The 14,744-nt window shown below is 74.1% G+C and carries 11 protein-coding genes; 8 read left to right on the top strand and 3 right to left on the bottom strand.

The window, feature by feature from the left end; translation table 11 throughout:
• Positions 1-266 precede the first annotated feature (266 nt).
• The 5 genes from ACZ60B_RS12835 (at position 267) to ACZ60B_RS12815 (ending at position 8,826) form a co-directional block, all read left to right on the top strand.
• Complete coding sequence (locus ACZ60B_RS12835) at positions 267-1,097, top strand: alpha/beta fold hydrolase (RefSeq protein WP_469386065.1); 831 nt, start codon at positions 267-269, stop codon at positions 1,095-1,097.
• A gap of 253 nt (positions 1,098-1,350) precedes the next feature.
• The gene (locus ACZ60B_RS12830) at positions 1,351-2,937 is read left to right on the top strand and encodes an alkaline phosphatase D family protein (RefSeq protein ID WP_469386063.1); all 1,587 of its coding nucleotides are present in this window, start codon (positions 1,351-1,353) and stop codon (positions 2,935-2,937) included.
• Between the two features lie 184 nt (positions 2,938-3,121).
• Entirely contained in the window at positions 3,122-4,534 is a 1,413-nt protein-coding gene (locus tag ACZ60B_RS12825; protein ID WP_469386061.1) for an SWIM zinc finger family protein, read from the top strand.
• Complete coding sequence (locus tag ACZ60B_RS12820; protein ID WP_469386058.1) at positions 4,531-7,191, top strand: DUF7824 domain-containing protein; 2,661 nt, start codon at positions 4,531-4,533, stop codon at positions 7,189-7,191. The genes ACZ60B_RS12825 and ACZ60B_RS12820 overlap by 4 nt, the downstream gene beginning before the upstream one ends.
• Positions 7,192-7,380: 189 nt before the next feature.
• Positions 7,381-8,826, top strand: a complete 1,446-nt coding sequence (locus tag ACZ60B_RS12815; RefSeq protein WP_469386043.1) for a GNAT family N-acetyltransferase — start codon at positions 7,381-7,383, stop codon at positions 8,824-8,826.
• Between the two features lie 215 nt (positions 8,827-9,041).
• Here the strand turns inward: ACZ60B_RS12815 and ACZ60B_RS12810 are convergent, their stop codons facing one another.
• Positions 9,042-10,256, bottom strand: coding sequence for a trans-sulfuration enzyme family protein (locus tag ACZ60B_RS12810; RefSeq protein ID WP_469386041.1), 1,215 nt, complete (start codon positions 10,254-10,256; stop codon positions 9,042-9,044).
• A gap of 60 nt (positions 10,257-10,316) precedes the next feature.
• Between ACZ60B_RS12810 and ACZ60B_RS12805 the strand changes: the two genes are divergently transcribed.
• Positions 10,317-10,805: an Lrp/AsnC family transcriptional regulator gene (locus tag ACZ60B_RS12805; RefSeq protein ID WP_469386039.1), complete on the top strand. Its 489-nt coding sequence runs from the start codon at positions 10,317-10,319 to the stop codon at positions 10,803-10,805.
• 87 nt (positions 10,806-10,892) lie between these two features.
• Positions 10,893-12,584 (top strand): DUF885 domain-containing protein, encoded by a 1,692-nt coding sequence (locus ACZ60B_RS12800; protein ID WP_469386037.1) that lies wholly within the window; start codon positions 10,893-10,895, stop codon positions 12,582-12,584.
• 10 nt (positions 12,585-12,594) lie between these two features.
• Here the strand turns inward: ACZ60B_RS12800 and ACZ60B_RS12795 are convergent, their stop codons facing one another.
• Positions 12,595-13,458 (bottom strand): SDR family oxidoreductase, encoded by an 864-nt coding sequence (locus tag ACZ60B_RS12795; protein ID WP_469386035.1) that lies wholly within the window; start codon positions 13,456-13,458, stop codon positions 12,595-12,597.
• 179 nt (positions 13,459-13,637) lie between these two features.
• Positions 13,638-14,126, bottom strand: coding sequence for a rhodanese-like domain-containing protein (locus ACZ60B_RS12790; protein ID WP_469386033.1), 489 nt, complete (start codon positions 14,124-14,126; stop codon positions 13,638-13,640).
• A gap of 144 nt (positions 14,127-14,270) precedes the next feature.
• Between ACZ60B_RS12790 and ACZ60B_RS12785 the strand changes: the two genes are divergently transcribed.
• Positions 14,271-14,717: an Lrp/AsnC family transcriptional regulator gene (locus ACZ60B_RS12785; protein WP_469386032.1), complete on the top strand. Its 447-nt coding sequence runs from the start codon at positions 14,271-14,273 to the stop codon at positions 14,715-14,717.
• Positions 14,718-14,744: the final 27 nt, after the last annotated feature.

Raw genomic sequence — 14,744 nt, 5'->3', positions numbered from 1 at the left:
CCGGCCCGATATGGGCCGATCGCCGTGGAGCGTTCACGAGGCGTTCGTACAGGGCCGCATACCTGACATCCCGGCGAAACCCCCGGGTCAGGGGACCGGCCCCGTTCCGGAGGCCGGGCGTCCGGAGACCAACGCCGAGGCGCGCGGGGCCCGCTGAGGTGCCGGCAGCCCGGAACACGCCCGGCGACGTGGGGCTACCCGTCGGTAGTAATTGCTGACAAGCTGTCTACGGCGTCCGTCAGCGAGCCCATCCGAGGAGCACTCCCATGTCCGCCACCGTCTCCTTCCCGGTCCCGTCCCCCCGGGGCCCGCAGAACGTGACCGTCTCCTACGCGCGCGTGGGCCGCGGCGAACCACTGCTCCTGCTGCACGGAATAGGGCACCACCGGCAGGCCTGGGACCCCGTGGTGGACATCCTCGCCACCGAGCGGGACGTGATCGCCGTGGATCTGCCCGGCTTCGGCGCGTCCCCGGGCCTTCCGGACGGCCTCTCCTACGACCTGCCCACCACGAGCGCCGTGTTCGGCGCCTTCTGCGAGGCGCTGGAGCTGGACCGGCCCCATGTGGCGGGCAACTCCCTGGGCGGCCTGCTCGCCCTCGACCTGGGGCGCGAGAAGCTCGTACGGTCCGTCACGGCCCTGTCCCCCGCCGGGTTCTGGTCGCAGGCCGAACGGCGCTACGCCTTCGGCGTCCTGGTCGCGATGCGGCGCATCGCCCGCCGGATGCCGCTGCCGCTGGTCGAGCGCCTGGCGCGCACGGCGGCCGGCCGTACGGCGCTGACGAGCACGATCTACGCCCGTCCCGCGCGCCGTTCACCCGACGCCGTGATCGCCGAGACGCTCGCCCTGGCGCACGCCACGGGCTTCGACGCGACCCTGCGGGCCGGAACGGACATCCGGTTCACCGACGACATCCCCGGGATCCCGGTCACGGTGGCCTGGGGCACCAGGGACCTGCTGCTCGTGCGCCGCCAGGGGGTGCGCGCCAAGCAGATCATCCCCCGGGCCCGGCTGGTGCGGCTGCCCGGCTGCGGGCACTGCCCGATGAGCGACGACCCGGCCCTGGTCGCCCGGGTCATCCTCGACGGAAGCCGCTGACCCGCGCGCGTGCGGCCGACGGCCGAGCCCAGGGCGACCCCGGCACCCGCGAGGACGCCGCCCACGGCCTGGGCCGCACCGCAGGTGCCGGTGCCGACGAGCAACGGGTGAACCGGGCCGCTTCGGCGGCCGGTTCGCGCGTCCCGGCGGCGCGGCCCGTTGTTCACCCGTGGTTTGCGTGTGCGCTGCGGCGTACCAGTAGGTGTGGGGTGGCACAGCACACCGGCCGGTTCCCGTCACTGGAGGCGCATCCATGTCACACCGTCCGTTCCCCGGCCGTCGCAGCGTGCTGCGCGGCTCGCTGGCCGCGTCGGCGGCCCTGACCGTCCCCCTCGGCCTCGGGGCCGCGCCGGCGTTCGCCCGGTCCGGGCGCCCCCGGGCGGACTGGGGCGTGCAGAGCGGCGACGTGACGTCCGACTCGGGGCTGGTGTGGGTGCGTTCCGACCGCCCGGCCCGGATGACCGTCCAGACGTCCGCCACGGAGTCGTTCCGCAACCCGCACACCTGGCACGGTCCGCTGCTGGGCCCGGACACCGACTTCACCGGCACCACCCGGCTGCACGGGCTGCCCGCGGGCGAACAGATCCACTACCGGGTGCTGCTCGCCGACCCGGACGATCCGCGCCGCACCGGCGAACCCGTCACCGGCACCTTCCGCACCGTGCCGGCCGGCCGGCGGCACGGGGTGCGCTTCCTGTGGTCCGGTGACCTGGCGGGACAGGGCTGGGGCATCAACCCCGACCTCGGCGGCTACCGGATCTACGACGCCATGGCCGCGCTCGATCCGGACTTCTTCCTGTGCAGCGGCGACAACGTCTACGCCGACGGCCCGATCGCGGCGACCCAGGCGCTGCCCGACGGCAGCACCTGGCGCAACGTCACCACCGAGGAGAAGTCCAAGGTCGCCGAGACCCTGGCCGAGTTCCGCGGCAACTTCCGCTACAACCTCCTCGACGAGAACCTGCGGCGGTTCAACGCCCAGGTGCCGTCGATCATCCAGTGGGACGACCACGAGGTGCGCAACAACTGGTACCCGGGCGAGGTGATCGCGGACTCCGACACCCGCTACACCGAGAAGAGCGTCGACGCCCTGGCGGCCCGCGCCCGGCGGGCGTTCGGTGAGTACTTCCCGGTCTCGACGCTGCGGCCGGGCGCGGCGCAGGGCCGGGTCCACCGGGTCGTGCGCCACGGGCCGCTGCTCGACGTGTTCGTGCTGGACATGCGGACCTACCGCAACGCCAACTCGCCGGACGACCAGACCGTGGACCCGCAGGGCATCCTCGGCCGCGAGCAGCTGGAATGGCTCAAGCGGGAGCTGTCGCGTTCGCGTGCGGTGTGGAAGGTCATCGCCGCCGACATGCCGATCGGCCTGGTCGTGCCGGACGCCACCGAGGGCAGGGCGAACTTCGAGGCGGTGGCGCAGGGCGACCCGGGCGCGCCGCTCGGCCGTGAGCTCCAGATCGCCGAGCTGCTGCGGTACGTCAAGCACCGGCGGATCACCGGCACCGTGTGGCTGACGGCCGACGTGCACCACACCTCGGCCCAGCACTACCAGCCGTCGCGGGCGGCGTTCACCGACTTCGAGCCGTTCTGGGAGTTCGTCTCGGGCCCGCTGAACGCGGGCGCCTTCCCGGCCAGCGCGCTGGACGGCACCTTCGGGCCCGAGCGGGTGTTCGTGAAGGCGCCGACGGCGTCCAACGTCTCGCCCGCGGGCGGCTACCAGTTCTTCGGCGAGGTCGACATCGACGGCGGCAGCGGGGAGCTGACGGTACGGCTGCGCGAGCAGGACGGCACCGTGCTGTTCACCCAGGTCCTCCGGCCGGGGCGGGTCGGACAGTAGCTCCGGGCCTCCCGGCGGCGGCGGGCGGTACGCGTCCTGCGTACGGTCCGCCGCCGAGCGCGTGCTGCGCGCCGGGCCGGGGCCTGTTGCGGCAGGTGGCGTCACCATGTGCCTCAACAGGCCCCGCAGGACAGCGTTTTCGCAGGTCAGACCGATTGTCAGTGGTCGCCTCTACGGTTTTCCCATGACGCGATCTTTGCAGGCCGTGGCCTATCGACGACCCTCCGTGCTGGAATCCGCCGCGGGCGGAGGACGCCTGGCGCTGGAGACGTCCGCGGGCCTGACCCCCGTGGGAGCCGAGGCCCATCCGCGCTTCTTCGCCGGGTTCCTGACGGCTCCGCAGGTCGCCGCGGCGGGTTTGCTGGCGGTGGCGGACGTGGCGGCCACACGCTACTACCAGCGGCAGCTGCCCGCGTCGCTGGACCCGGTGGTGACGGGCAACGGCGACCGGCTGCGCTTCGAGTCCTTCTCCGGCTGCGGCGGGGTGTACGCGCGGCTGGACGTCCTCGAAGGCGGTCTGGACGGCGGCGCGGTGGGACACGGCACGACGAACGTGGACGTCAACAACCCGCTGCGGGAGGCCCTGTCCCGGCTGGGCGGGGACGACCCGCTGCACCTGCGGGTCGGCCCCGAGGAACTCGCCGTGACCACACTGGACGGCCCGGTCGTGGAGAAGAAGGTGCCGCTGCCCGACCGCTGGCTGCGCGGCTTCGCCGAGGCCCAGGTGGTGGCGGCCGGATTCGATCTGCGGGCCGAACTGCCCGCCGCCGAGGCGGTGCGGTTCCTGCGCGCGCTGCCCCGGGGCTCGGGCCGCGGCGGCTCGGGCGGCCCGCTGTGGGTGGTGCCCGCGGGCCGCGGGCTGCGGCCGACGACCCGGGCGGTGTCCGGCGCGGTGTGTCTGCCCGGCCCGGAGCGACTGGTCGCGCTCCAGCGGGTGCTGCGGCACGCGACGGCCCTGCGGGTGTACGGGCCCGCGGTCGCCCCGGCCGGCTCCGCCGCCGCGACGGCGAGCGCCTGGGAGGCGGTCCTGCCGGGCATGCGGCTGACCCTGACGCTGTCGCCGGACGCCTCGCGCGGCTTCTCCGGCGAGGGCGGGGTCCTGGAGGCCCTGGCCGCGGACGAGGCGGCGGCGGACGCCGAACTGCTGTCGGTGCTGCTGGCCTGGGAGCCCCGCATCGACGTCGCCGACCTCGCCGCGGCCTCGGGCCTGACGGTGGAGCGGGTCCGGGCGGCGCTGGTCCGGCTGGGCACCTCCGGCCGAGTGGGGTACGACACGGCGGAGGCGGCCTACTTCCACCGTGAACTGCCCTACGACGCGGGGCGGGTGGAGCGCCACAACCCCAGGCTGCGTTCCGCCCGGGCCCTGGTGGCGGCGGGCGCGGTCGCCCTGGACGGCGCGACCGGGACGGTGACGGCCGAGGACGGACACATACACCGGGTGCGGGACGAGGCGGGGGTGCTGACCTGCAGTTGTCTGTGGTGGGCCAAGTACCGGGGCGGGCGCGGGCCGTGCAAGCACGCGCTCGCGGTGCGGATGGCGCGACGGGGCGCCGCGGTGGAACTGATCGGGACCGGAATCGACGGGGGTGCGCGATGAGTGGACTGACGGACGTGGTGCGGACGGGCCGGACGGCCGAGGTGGTCCGGCTGCTGGACGGGATGACGGACGCCGAGCGGCGGGCGGCCTTCCCCGCGTTGAAGCAGCTCCGCAAGGAGCTGCGGCCACGTCGCTGGGAGGCGGACGCGGTACGCGCCTACCCCGCCCTGCATCTGGCCGGCGCCGCCTGTCAGACCGGGGCGGCGGGAGTGGCGAGCTGGATCGCGGCCGCCGACCTCCAGTGGTCGTCGTCGTCCAGGTCGGACCTGCTGCTGCACGTCCTGGGCGACCGTGACCCCGCCTGGCTCGCAGAGGTGACCCGCCGGCTGGCCGAGCGCCCGGCTGCCTCGCGTGTGCCGCACGAGCTGATGGCGGGACTGGTCCGGCTCTCGGGCCACCCGGTCCCGACCACCGACGCCTATGTACGGGGCTGGGTGGAACGCATCGGCTCCACCTGGTACCGCGGGGCCACGGTGCTGGAGCAGTTGCGCCGGGATCCGCACCTGGTGCGGCTGGTGGCGGCGCTGTTCGAGACGGACGACATCGGCAGCCGCCTGCAGTGGGGGGCCGCGGAGGGGCCCAACAGCTGGACCGACGCGATCGCCCGGCTGACCGTCGAGGGCGCCCTCGACCGGACGGCGACCGTCGACGCGTGCGTGGCCCGGCTCCTGCGCGGCGGTACCGCCGCAGACCACCGGGTGTTCCTGCGGTTGCTCAAGACCCTGGCGCTCACCCGCGACGAACAGCGGGAGCGGACGGCCGACTGGCTGGCGCTGGCCTCGGACGCGGTCTCCGTGGTGGCCGCGCACGCCCAGTCGGTGCTGGGCGCGCTGGCCGTCGACGGCGAGCTGACCACCCGTCGGCTGTCGGAGATGTCGGCCGCCGTGCTCTTCCGTACCGAGAAGAAGCTCGTACGGGCGCAGTTGGTGCTGCTCGGGAAGATACTCGCCCGGGACGCGGCGGCCGACGAGCTGCTGCCCGTGGTGGCGCAGGCCTTCGGGTACGACGACCCGGATGTGCAGGAGCGGGCGCTCAAGCTCGCGGAGCGGCACCTGGGGAAGGTCACCTCGGTCGAGGTGCGCGCCGAAGTCGCCGACGCGGCGGCGGGATTGATCCCGATGCTGCGCACCCGGGCGGTGCGGTCGCTGGGCGCCACGCCCGGAGCCGAGGATGCCGCGGCGAGCCCGGAAGTCCTGCCGCCGGTGCCCGTGCCGCTCCGGCTCGCCCCTGCTCCCGGTTCGGCCCTCGAACTCGCCGAGGAGCTGGGCGCCGTGCTGGCGTCGTCCGGGGACGTCGCCGCGTTCGAGCGGGCCCTCGACGGCCTGGTACGGCACGTGTACAGCGACCGCGAGGGCCTGCTGGAGGCGCTCGCCCCGGTGACGGCACGCCGGTGGTGGAGCGACGCCCACCCCGATCGCGAGTACCACCAGCCGGCCGAGCATCACTACGGGGCGTCCTTCCACGCCATCCAGGACGCCGAGGACGCCCTCGACCTCGTTCTGGCGACGCTGGCGGGACAGTGCACGACCGCCCAGCTGCATCGGGCCGTCGTGCAGGGCGCGAGGGAGCGGCGTTGTCCGCACAGCGCGCTCGCCCGCGCCTTCGAGGCCCGGGTGTGGGAGGTGGCGTACCGGATACGGACCGATCCGCTGCCGTTCCTGCTCTCGACGCCCACCTGGAGCACCGGCCTGCTGGAGCCGGACGAGCTGGTGGAGCGCCTCGACGCCTACCGGCGGCTGGGGGCCAGGCCCGCAGCGGCCGACTTCGCGCAGGCGCTGCTGCGGGTGCGTCGCACGGACCGGTCGGCGGCCGCGGCGGCCGCCGACCGGGCGGCGGCGCTCGGCACCCCCGAGGGAACACGGCTCGCCGCCTGGCTCGTCTCCGAGGCGCCCTCGCTGCCGTCGCGGCGCAGACGCACCTCGGGTCCCCGGGTCCTGATCGAGTCCGCGGAACTCCTCGAGTTGCAGGATGACTTCCCGGCGGAGTTCGCGCACCTGGGCCGCCCGGTGGGCGTCTTCGACGGACGGCGGTACTGCCTGCACTGGAGCGACGAGCTGCGCCCGCACTGGCTGGCGCTGCTCCCGGAGCGGCGCGAGCTGGTGGCGGTGCGGGTACTGCTGGACCTGTCCCGGGTCGCGGTGGACGACACGCACGGCGCCGGCTTCCTGCCGCTGCTCGCGGAGTCGGGCGGGGAGGCGGGCGAGGCCGTGCACCTGTGCCTGGCCTACGGGCTCGGCGCCCGCCACCCGGAGGACCGGCTCGCCGCCGTGGACGCGCTGCTGGTGCTGGCGGCCCGTGGCGAACTGGACCCGGCCAGGCTGGGCGCGGACCTCGCGGAGCTGGTGCGCTCTGCGGCCGTGAAGCCTCAGCGGCTGGCCGACTCGCTGCGGACGGCGGCGGCCACCGGGGCCAACGCCACCATCTGGGGCATGCTCGGCCGGGCACTGCCGCCCCTGCTCGCCGATCTGCCGACCGACCGGGCGCCCGGACGTGGGCTCGGGGAGCTGTTGACGGTGGCCTCGGAGTGCGCCGAGCGGTCCGGTGCGCGCGGGGATCTGCCGCATCTGGCGCAGGCGGCGGCCCGGCGCGGCTCCTCCCGTCTGGTGACCCAGGCCCGGCGACTGCGCAGTGCGCTGACGGAGGGGGTGGCCGCCTGACGTAGTCGGTGGGCCGGGGCCACCGGGCGCCGACCGGGGGTGAACTGGTTCGATGGGTGGGCGGTCCGGTGGCGCAACGTAGCAACCAAAAAAGCAGTAAAAGGTACAGATTCTGTCTTTACCACTCAGTCACAAAGCGTTCGTGATCACGCAACACACGTCCTTCACAGTGGCTGCATGAATCGAGACATGTCTGATGTGACGCGAGCGAAGCACGGTCGCCCCGTGCACCACTGGCGCAGGGATGTGGTGGAACTCGCCGGCGTCTTCACGGCCGTGGCGGTGGCGGACGCCGTGGCGAACCTGATCGGGCACGGCCCGGACGGCCCGGCCCTGCTGGTGATCTCGGCGGCGGCGCTCGCCGCCACCGCGGGCTTCCACGTCTGGTGGGCACGCCGCCACGGTCACGCACCTCCGGAGACCGATACCGGGACCCGGCCGCGCTCCGCCGAGCAGGCCGGGCCGTTCGGCCCGTCGCACGCGACCGTTCCGTCCCAGGGCGGGGCGAGCACCCTCTGGCGCATGAGGACGACGGTCAAGGACGCGCCGGGATCACTCGCGGCGCTGTGCACCGCGCTGGCCGGGCAGCGGGTGGACATCCTGAGCCTCCAGACGCATCCGCTGGGTGAGGGGACGGTCGACGAGTTCCTGCTGCGGGCCCCCGACGAGCTGCCCGCGGCCGAGATCACCCGCGTGGTGGCGCAGGCGGGCGGCACCGCCACCTGGATCGAACGGGCCGACGCGCACGACCTGGTGGACGCCCCCACCCGGGTGCTCGGACTGGCCACCCGCACCGCCCTGGACGCGGCCGAACTCCCCCTGGCCCTGCGTCAGTTGCTGGGCCGGTGCACCATCCGGTCGCTGCCCGCCCGGCCGCTCGGCCAGGGACGCGGGGCGGACGTCGTACCCGTCGAAGGAGTGCTGGAGGACACCGTGATGCGGCTGCGGGCGCCGGAAGGCGGAGTGATCACCGTGGAGCGGCCGTATCTGCCGTTCACCCCGACCGAGTTCGCGCGGGCGCGGGCCCTGGTGGAACTGGACGCCCGGCTCGGCCCGCGCGTTCCGGTCGGCCGGGACGTACTGACGCTGCCCGAGGGCAACGACATCAGCGTGCGCCGGGCCGACACCGCGGACCTGAGGGCCGCGAAGGACATGCACGAGCGGTGCTCGCCGCGCACCCTCTCGATGCGCTACCACGGGCCGGTCAAGGACGCGGACCGCTATCTGAACCACCTGCTCAGCCCGCGCTTCGGACGGACCCTCGCGGTGCAGACGGCGTCCGGGCGCATCGTCGGTCTCGGCCACCTGCTGTGGGACGGGGACGAGACGGAGGTCGCGCTGCTCGTCGAGGACGAGTGGCAGCGGCGCGGTGTCGGGGCCGAACTCCTCGGCCGGCTGGTCGCGATGGCCGCCGAGGCGCACTGCGAGAGCGTGTACGCCGTGACCCAGGCTTCCAACACCGGCATGGTCGCCGCGATGCGCGGCCTGGGACTGCCCCTCGACTACCAGATCGAGGAGGGCACCCTGGTGATCACGGCCCGGCTGGACACGGCGACGGCCGCCGCACGGCGCCCCTACGAGCGGCACCAGGAGTGGCACCAGGAGTGGCACGGCGAACGGATCGTCCGCGACTGAGCTCCCCCTCACGTCCGGGTGCCGCCGAACCGGCCCGGCGGAGGGGCACTCCGCCGGACCGGTTCGACGCAACCCCGGCGGTCCGGTCCGGACCGTGCGGATCCCGGCGGTCCGCTCCGGACCGCACAGGTCCGGGCGGCCCGGTTAGGACCGCACAGGTCCAGGCCGTCCGGTTCGGCCCGCGCCGTTCAGGCGCCCCGACCGGGCCGCGCGGTTCAGACGGCCGACGGCCGTGGGTCCGCCGTCGCGGTCGGGGCGGCCGTGACCGCCCCGCCCAGCGCCCCGTCCAGGTCGGCCCAGAGGTCCTCGACGTCCTCCAGGCCCACCGAGAGCCGCAGCAGCCGGTCGCCCACGCCGGCCCCGTGCCGGTCCGCCGCGTCCACGATCCGGTGGCTGATGGAGGCGGGGTGCTGGATGAGCGTGTCGACACTGCCGAGGCTCACGGCCGGAGTGATCAGCCGGACGCCCGCGATCACCTCGTGCGGGTCGCCGTGGACCTCGAAGGCGATCATCGCGCCGCCGATCCGCGGGTAGTGGACGCGGGCGACGCGCGGGTCGGCGGTGAGGCGGCGGGCGAGCTCGGCCGCGTTCTCTGACGCTGCCCGCACCCGCACCGGCAGCGTCGACAGGCCGCGCAGCAGCAGATAGCCGGCCAGCGGGTGCAGCACTCCGCCGGTGGCGAACCGCACCTGGCGCAGCCGCCCGGCGAACTCCTCGTCGCAGGCCACCACGCCGGCCATCACGTCGCCGTGTCCGCCGAGGTACTTGGTGGCGCTGTGCAGCACCAGCCGCGCGCCCTGCTCGGCCGGGCGTTGCAGGACGGGCGTGGCGAAGGTGTTGTCGGCGAGCAGCGGCACCGAGCCACAGGAGTGGGCGACGGCCCGCAGGTCCACCTCGGCGAGGGTCGGGTTCGCCGGGGTCTCGACCATGACCAGGCCCGTGTCGGGGCGCAGGGCGTCGGCGATGCCTGCCGGGTCGGTCCAGGTCACCTCCGAGCCGAGCAGTCCGGCGGTCAGCAGATGGTCGCTGCACCCGTACAGCGGGCGCACGGCCACCACGTGCCGCAGGCCCATCGAGCCGCGGACCAGGAGCACGGCGCTGAGCGCGGCCATGCCGCTGGCGAACGCGACCGCGCTCTCGGTGCCCTCCAGGCGTGCCAGGGCCGTCTCGAAGCGGGCGACCGTGGGATTGCCGAGCCGGGCGTAGACCGGCGGTCCGTCCGGCTCGGCGCCGGTCTGCGCGAACGCGTCGATGCGGGCGGCCTCACCCCGGCTGTCGTAGGAGGGGTAGGTGGTGGACAGGTCGATGGGCGGGGCGTGGAGTCCCTGGCGGGCGAGGTCGTCCCGGCCCGCGTGCACGGCCTCGGTGGCCAGTGCTCTCGAAGGAATGCGTACGTCGTCGTACGGCGCGAACGTGCTCGCTGAGTCCATGGACGGAAGGGTGAACAGCGGCCGGGGCGATGGATTCGAACACCGTGCTACGTTCGGGGCATGGCCGAATCTGTCGTACTGGATCCGGTGGACCTTCACCTGCTGCGGCTGTTGCAGAACGACGCCCGGACCACGTTCCGTGATCTCGCCGCGCAGGTCGGGGTCGCACCGTCGACGTGTCTGGACCGCGTGGCACGGCTGCGCCGCTCGGGGGTGATCCTCGGCCATCAGCTGCGGGTCGACCCGGCGAAGCTGGGGCGCGGTCTTGAGGCGTTGCTGTCGGTGCAGGTCAGACCGCACCGACGGGAGCTGGTGGGACCGTTCGTGGAGCGGATACGCGCGCTGCCGGAGGCGCGCACCGTCTTCCACCTCACCGGTCCCGACGACTACCTCGTCCATGTCGCGGTCGCGGACATGGCCGACCTCCAGCGCCTGGTGCTGGACGAGTTCACCTCGCAGCGCGAAGTCGCCAGGGTCGAGACCCGGTTGATCTTCCAGCAGTGGGAGTGCGGCCCGCTGCTGCCGCCCGGCAGACCGGGCCCGCCCTAGCGCCGCTGTGACAGAACCGGACAGGCGCCGGATCCTGCCCGGTAAACCGGGCTGACGCGGCACCGGTATCCGTACGAGGATGTCCGCATGTCAGAGACGAAGAGCCCGCTGCCCCGCCAGGTCGCCGACGCCTATGTCGACGACCTGGTCGCCCTCGACCCGATCACCGGCACCTATCTCGGCGTGCAGGAGAGTTCGAGCCGCCTGCCCGACACCTCGCCCGCGGGACAGGAGGCGCTCGCCGCGCTGGCCCGCACCACGCTCGCCCGGCTCGACGAGGCCGAGCGGCAGCCCGGCGCCGACCGTGACATCGAGCGCCGCTGCGGACGGCTGCTGCGCGAGCGGCTGACCGCGGAGCTCGCCATGCACGAGTCCGACGAGCATCTGCGCGCGGTCGGCAACCTGCACACCGCGCCGCATTCGGTGCGCGAGGTCTTCACCATCACGCCGGCGCAGACCGCGCAGGACTGGTCGGCGATCGCCGAGCGGCTGCGCGCGGTGCCGGCCGCGCTGAACGGCTACCGCGAGTCGCTCGCGCTGGGCCTGGAGCGCAAGCTGTACGCGGCACCGCGTCCGACGGCCACGTTCATCGACCAGCTCACCGAGTGGTCGGGTCCGGACGACGGCAGCGGCGGCTGGTTCGAGGAGTTCGCGGCGGACGGCCCGCAGGAGCTGCGCGCGGAGCTGGACGAGGCGGCGCGCGGGGCGACGGCGGCCGTCGTGGAGCTGCGGGACTGGATGCGTGATGTGTACGCGCCCACGATCGAGGGCGCGCCGAACCCGGTGGGCCGCGAGCGGTACGCCTGCTGGTCGCGCTACTTCAACGGCACGGACCTCGATCTGGACGAGGCGTACGCGTACGGCTGGGCCGAGTACCACCGGCTGCGCGGCGAGATGGAGCGGGAGGCCGAGCGGATCCTGCCGGGCGCGGCGACGCCGTGGGTGGCGCTCGCCCACCTCGACGAGCACGGCAAGCACATCGAGGGCGTCGACGAGGTCCGCGACTGGCTCCAGGGCCTGATGGACCAGGCGATCGACGCGCTGGACGGCACGCACTTCGAACTCGCCGAGCGGGTGCGGAAGGTGGAGTCCCGCATCGCGCCTCCGGGCGGCGCTGCGGCTCCGTACTACACCGCGCCGACGGAGGACTTCTCCCGTCCGGGCCGTACCTGGCTGCCGACGATGGGCCAGACCCGCTTCCCGGTCTACGACCTCGTCTCCACCTGGTACCACGAGGGCGTTCCCGGCCACCACCTCCAGCTCGCGCAGTGGGCGCACGTCGCGGCGGACCTCTCCCGCTACCAGGCGACGCTCGGCGGGGTGAGCGCCAACGTCGAGGGCTGGGCACTGTACGCGGAACGGCTGATGGACGAGCTGGGCTTCCTCACCGACGCCGAACAGCGGCTCGGCTATCTCGACGCGCAGATGATGCGGGCCGTGCGTGTCATCGTCGACATCGGCATGCACCTGGAACTGGAGATCCCCGCGGACTCCCCGTTCCACCCGGGCGAGACCTGGACCCCGGAGCTGGCCGAGGAGTTCTTCGGCGCGCACAGCAGCCGGCCGGCGGACTTCGTGGAGAGCGAACTGACCCGCTATCTGACGATCCCCGGCCAGGCGATCGGCTACAAGCTCGGCGAGCGGGCCTGGCTGCTGGGCCGGGAGAAGGCGCGCGAGCGGCACGGCGAGGCCTTCGACCTCAAGGCGTGGCACATGGCGGCGCTGTCGCAGGGCTCGCTGGGCCTGGACGACCTGGTGGACGAGCTGTCGCGGCTCTGATCCGCGGGGCTCACCTGCGGAAGCCGCCCTCCGAGTCGATGACCTGACCGGTGACCCACTCCGCCTCGTCCGTGGCCAGCCACGCGATGAGGCGGGCCGGATCGTCGGGCAGCCCCCACCGGCCGGCCGGGAAGCGGGCGGCGACGGCCGCGAGGTCGTCGCCGCTCGCGTAACCGGTGTCCACCGGGCCCGGGTTGACGGTGTTGACGGTGACGCCGTGATCGGCGAGCGTGGTCGACAGGGAGCGGGTGACGGAGGCCAGCGCGCCCTTCTGGAGGGCGTACGCGATCTCGTCGGGCATCCCGCCCGCGTGGTCCTGTCCGGACGTCATCATCACCACCCGTCCGCCCGCGGTGCGCGACGGCAGGGCGGCGCGCAGCCGGGCGTACGCCTGGACGAGGAGCAGCACGGAGCGGGCGTCGACCGCCCAGTGCGCGTCGAGCATCGTCGCGTCGACCGTGTCGAGGGTGCCGTCGGATCCGCTGAGGGCGTGGTTGGCGACGAGGATGTCGAGCCGTCCGCCGAGCGCCGCGGCGGCGGTGCCGACCAGCGCGGCGGGGGCGGCCGGGTCGGCCAGGTCGCCCGGCCCCGCGACCACCCGGGCCTCCGGGTCGCCGAGTGCGGCGCGTACGGAGGCGGTCACCGCCTCGGGCCGGTCGGCGCCCCAGGGCATGGCGGTGTCGTGCGGGACGTGGTGGTGCAGGTAGACGCTCGCCCCGTACGCGGCGAGCCGCCGGGCCACCGCGTGCCCGATGCCGGCGCGGCGGCTGGCCCCGGTGACCAGGGCGGTCCGGCCGCGCAGGGGCAGCGGGTCACGACGGAGGTCCTGCGGACCGGGGAGCGGCGCGGGGTGCGGGGTCGGGGTCGGGGTCATGGACGACCATGATGGTGGCCCTGCGGGAACGGCGCCCACGAATATCGCTTCTCCCTCCCCGCGGCCGTCGACCCGCCGGGCCACGTCGGCCCGCCGGGCCACATCGGTCGCCGGGTCACGCGCCCGCCGGCTCATGCGGTCGCCGGCTCATGCGGTCGCCGGGTCATACGGTCGCCGGGTCAGCAGCCGCAGTCCTGCGCGTCCACCGGTGCCGTCAGCGAGTCCGCGTCCCGGCGCGCGGGGCCCTCCCAGGTCTCGTAGGCGAAGCCCTCGCGCACCCAGTACTCGAAGCCGCCCAGCATCTCCTTGACCTGGTAGCCGAGTTCGGCGAGGGCGAGGGCGGCCCGGGTGGCACCGTTGCAGCCGGGTCCCCAGCAGTACGTCACGACCGGCACCGACTTGTCGAGGAGCCCCGCGGCCTGTTCGGCGATGAGCGCGGTCGGCAGGTGGACCGCGCCGGGGATGTGGCCCTGGTCCCAGGACTCGGTGGAGCGCGAGTCCAGGACGACGAAGCCGGGGTCGCCCTCGGCCGCGAGCGTGGCGGCGACGTCGGAGACGTCGGCGTGGAAGACGAGGCTGGCGCGGAAGTAGGCGGCGGCCTCGGCCGGGGCCGCCGGGGCGACGCGCAGGACGGGGTTGGTGACGGCAGCGGCAGCGGTGGCGGTCATGGTGCGGCCTTCCCTCGGGCCGCCGCGTCGGCGGTGCGGCGGATCTCCATGCCCAGAAATCTACGGGTGATGATCGCCGTCCTGAAGTGGCGATCCCCGGCCGTCCACTTGATCGGCCGGGGATTCTCCTGCTATTCCTCGATCATGACCGCGTATTCCCCGGACGCCACCGACTGGCGGATCCTCGACGCCCTCCAGCGCGAGGGCCGTGCCAGCTTCGCCGAACTCGCCCGTGCCGTCTCGATGTCCGCGAGCGCCGTCACCGAGCGGGTGCGTCGTCTGGAGGAGGCGGGGGTCATCCAGGGGTACACGGCGGTCGTCGATCCCGAGCGGCTCGGCCTGCCGATCCTCGCCTACGTCCGCCTGCGCTACCCGAACGGCCACTACAAGCCCTTCCACGACCTCGTCGCCGTGACGCCGGAGATCCTGGAGGCGCACCATGTGACGGGCGACGACTGCTTCGTCATCAAGGTCGCGGCCCGCTCGATGCGTCATCTGGAGGAGGTGTCGGGCAAGATCGGCACGCTGGGCTCGGTCACCACCAGCGTCGTCTACTCCTCGCCCCTGCCCAGGCGCCCGCTCGGCCGGTGACCGGGGCGGGTCCCGGAGCCCCGGCCG

This window comes from Streptomyces sp. NPDC104096 (assembly GCF_055584385.1).
This window is presented reverse-complemented; position numbering and strand designations above follow the sequence as displayed.

Excerpts from the sequence above, each read along its gene's own strand:
- ACZ60B_RS12805 (WP_469386039.1), top strand. The coding sequence starts at position 10,317 with ATGGCCGAATCTGTCGTACTGGATCCGGTGGACCTTCACCTGCTGCGG.
- ACZ60B_RS12815 (WP_469386043.1), top strand. The coding sequence starts at position 7,381 with ATGTCTGATGTGACGCGAGCGAAGCACGGTCGCCCCGTGCACCACTGG.
- ACZ60B_RS12790 (WP_469386033.1), bottom strand. The coding sequence starts at position 14,126 with ATGACCGCCACCGCTGCCGCTGCCGTCACCAACCCCGTCCTGCGCGTC.
- ACZ60B_RS12810 (WP_469386041.1), bottom strand. The coding sequence starts at position 10,256 with ATGGACTCAGCGAGCACGTTCGCGCCGTACGACGACGTACGCATTCCT.
- ACZ60B_RS12830 (WP_469386063.1), top strand. The coding sequence starts at position 1,351 with ATGTCACACCGTCCGTTCCCCGGCCGTCGCAGCGTGCTGCGCGGCTCG.
- ACZ60B_RS12795 (WP_469386035.1), bottom strand. The coding sequence starts at position 13,458 with ATGACCCCGACCCCGACCCCGCACCCCGCGCCGCTCCCCGGTCCGCAG.
- ACZ60B_RS12800 (WP_469386037.1), top strand. The coding sequence starts at position 10,893 with ATGTCAGAGACGAAGAGCCCGCTGCCCCGCCAGGTCGCCGACGCCTAT.
- ACZ60B_RS12820 (WP_469386058.1), top strand. The coding sequence starts at position 4,531 with ATGAGTGGACTGACGGACGTGGTGCGGACGGGCCGGACGGCCGAGGTG.
- ACZ60B_RS12825 (WP_469386061.1), top strand. The coding sequence starts at position 3,122 with ATGACGCGATCTTTGCAGGCCGTGGCCTATCGACGACCCTCCGTGCTG.
- ACZ60B_RS12835 (WP_469386065.1), top strand. The coding sequence starts at position 267 with ATGTCCGCCACCGTCTCCTTCCCGGTCCCGTCCCCCCGGGGCCCGCAG.
- ACZ60B_RS12785 (WP_469386032.1), top strand. The coding sequence starts at position 14,271 with ATGACCGCGTATTCCCCGGACGCCACCGACTGGCGGATCCTCGACGCC.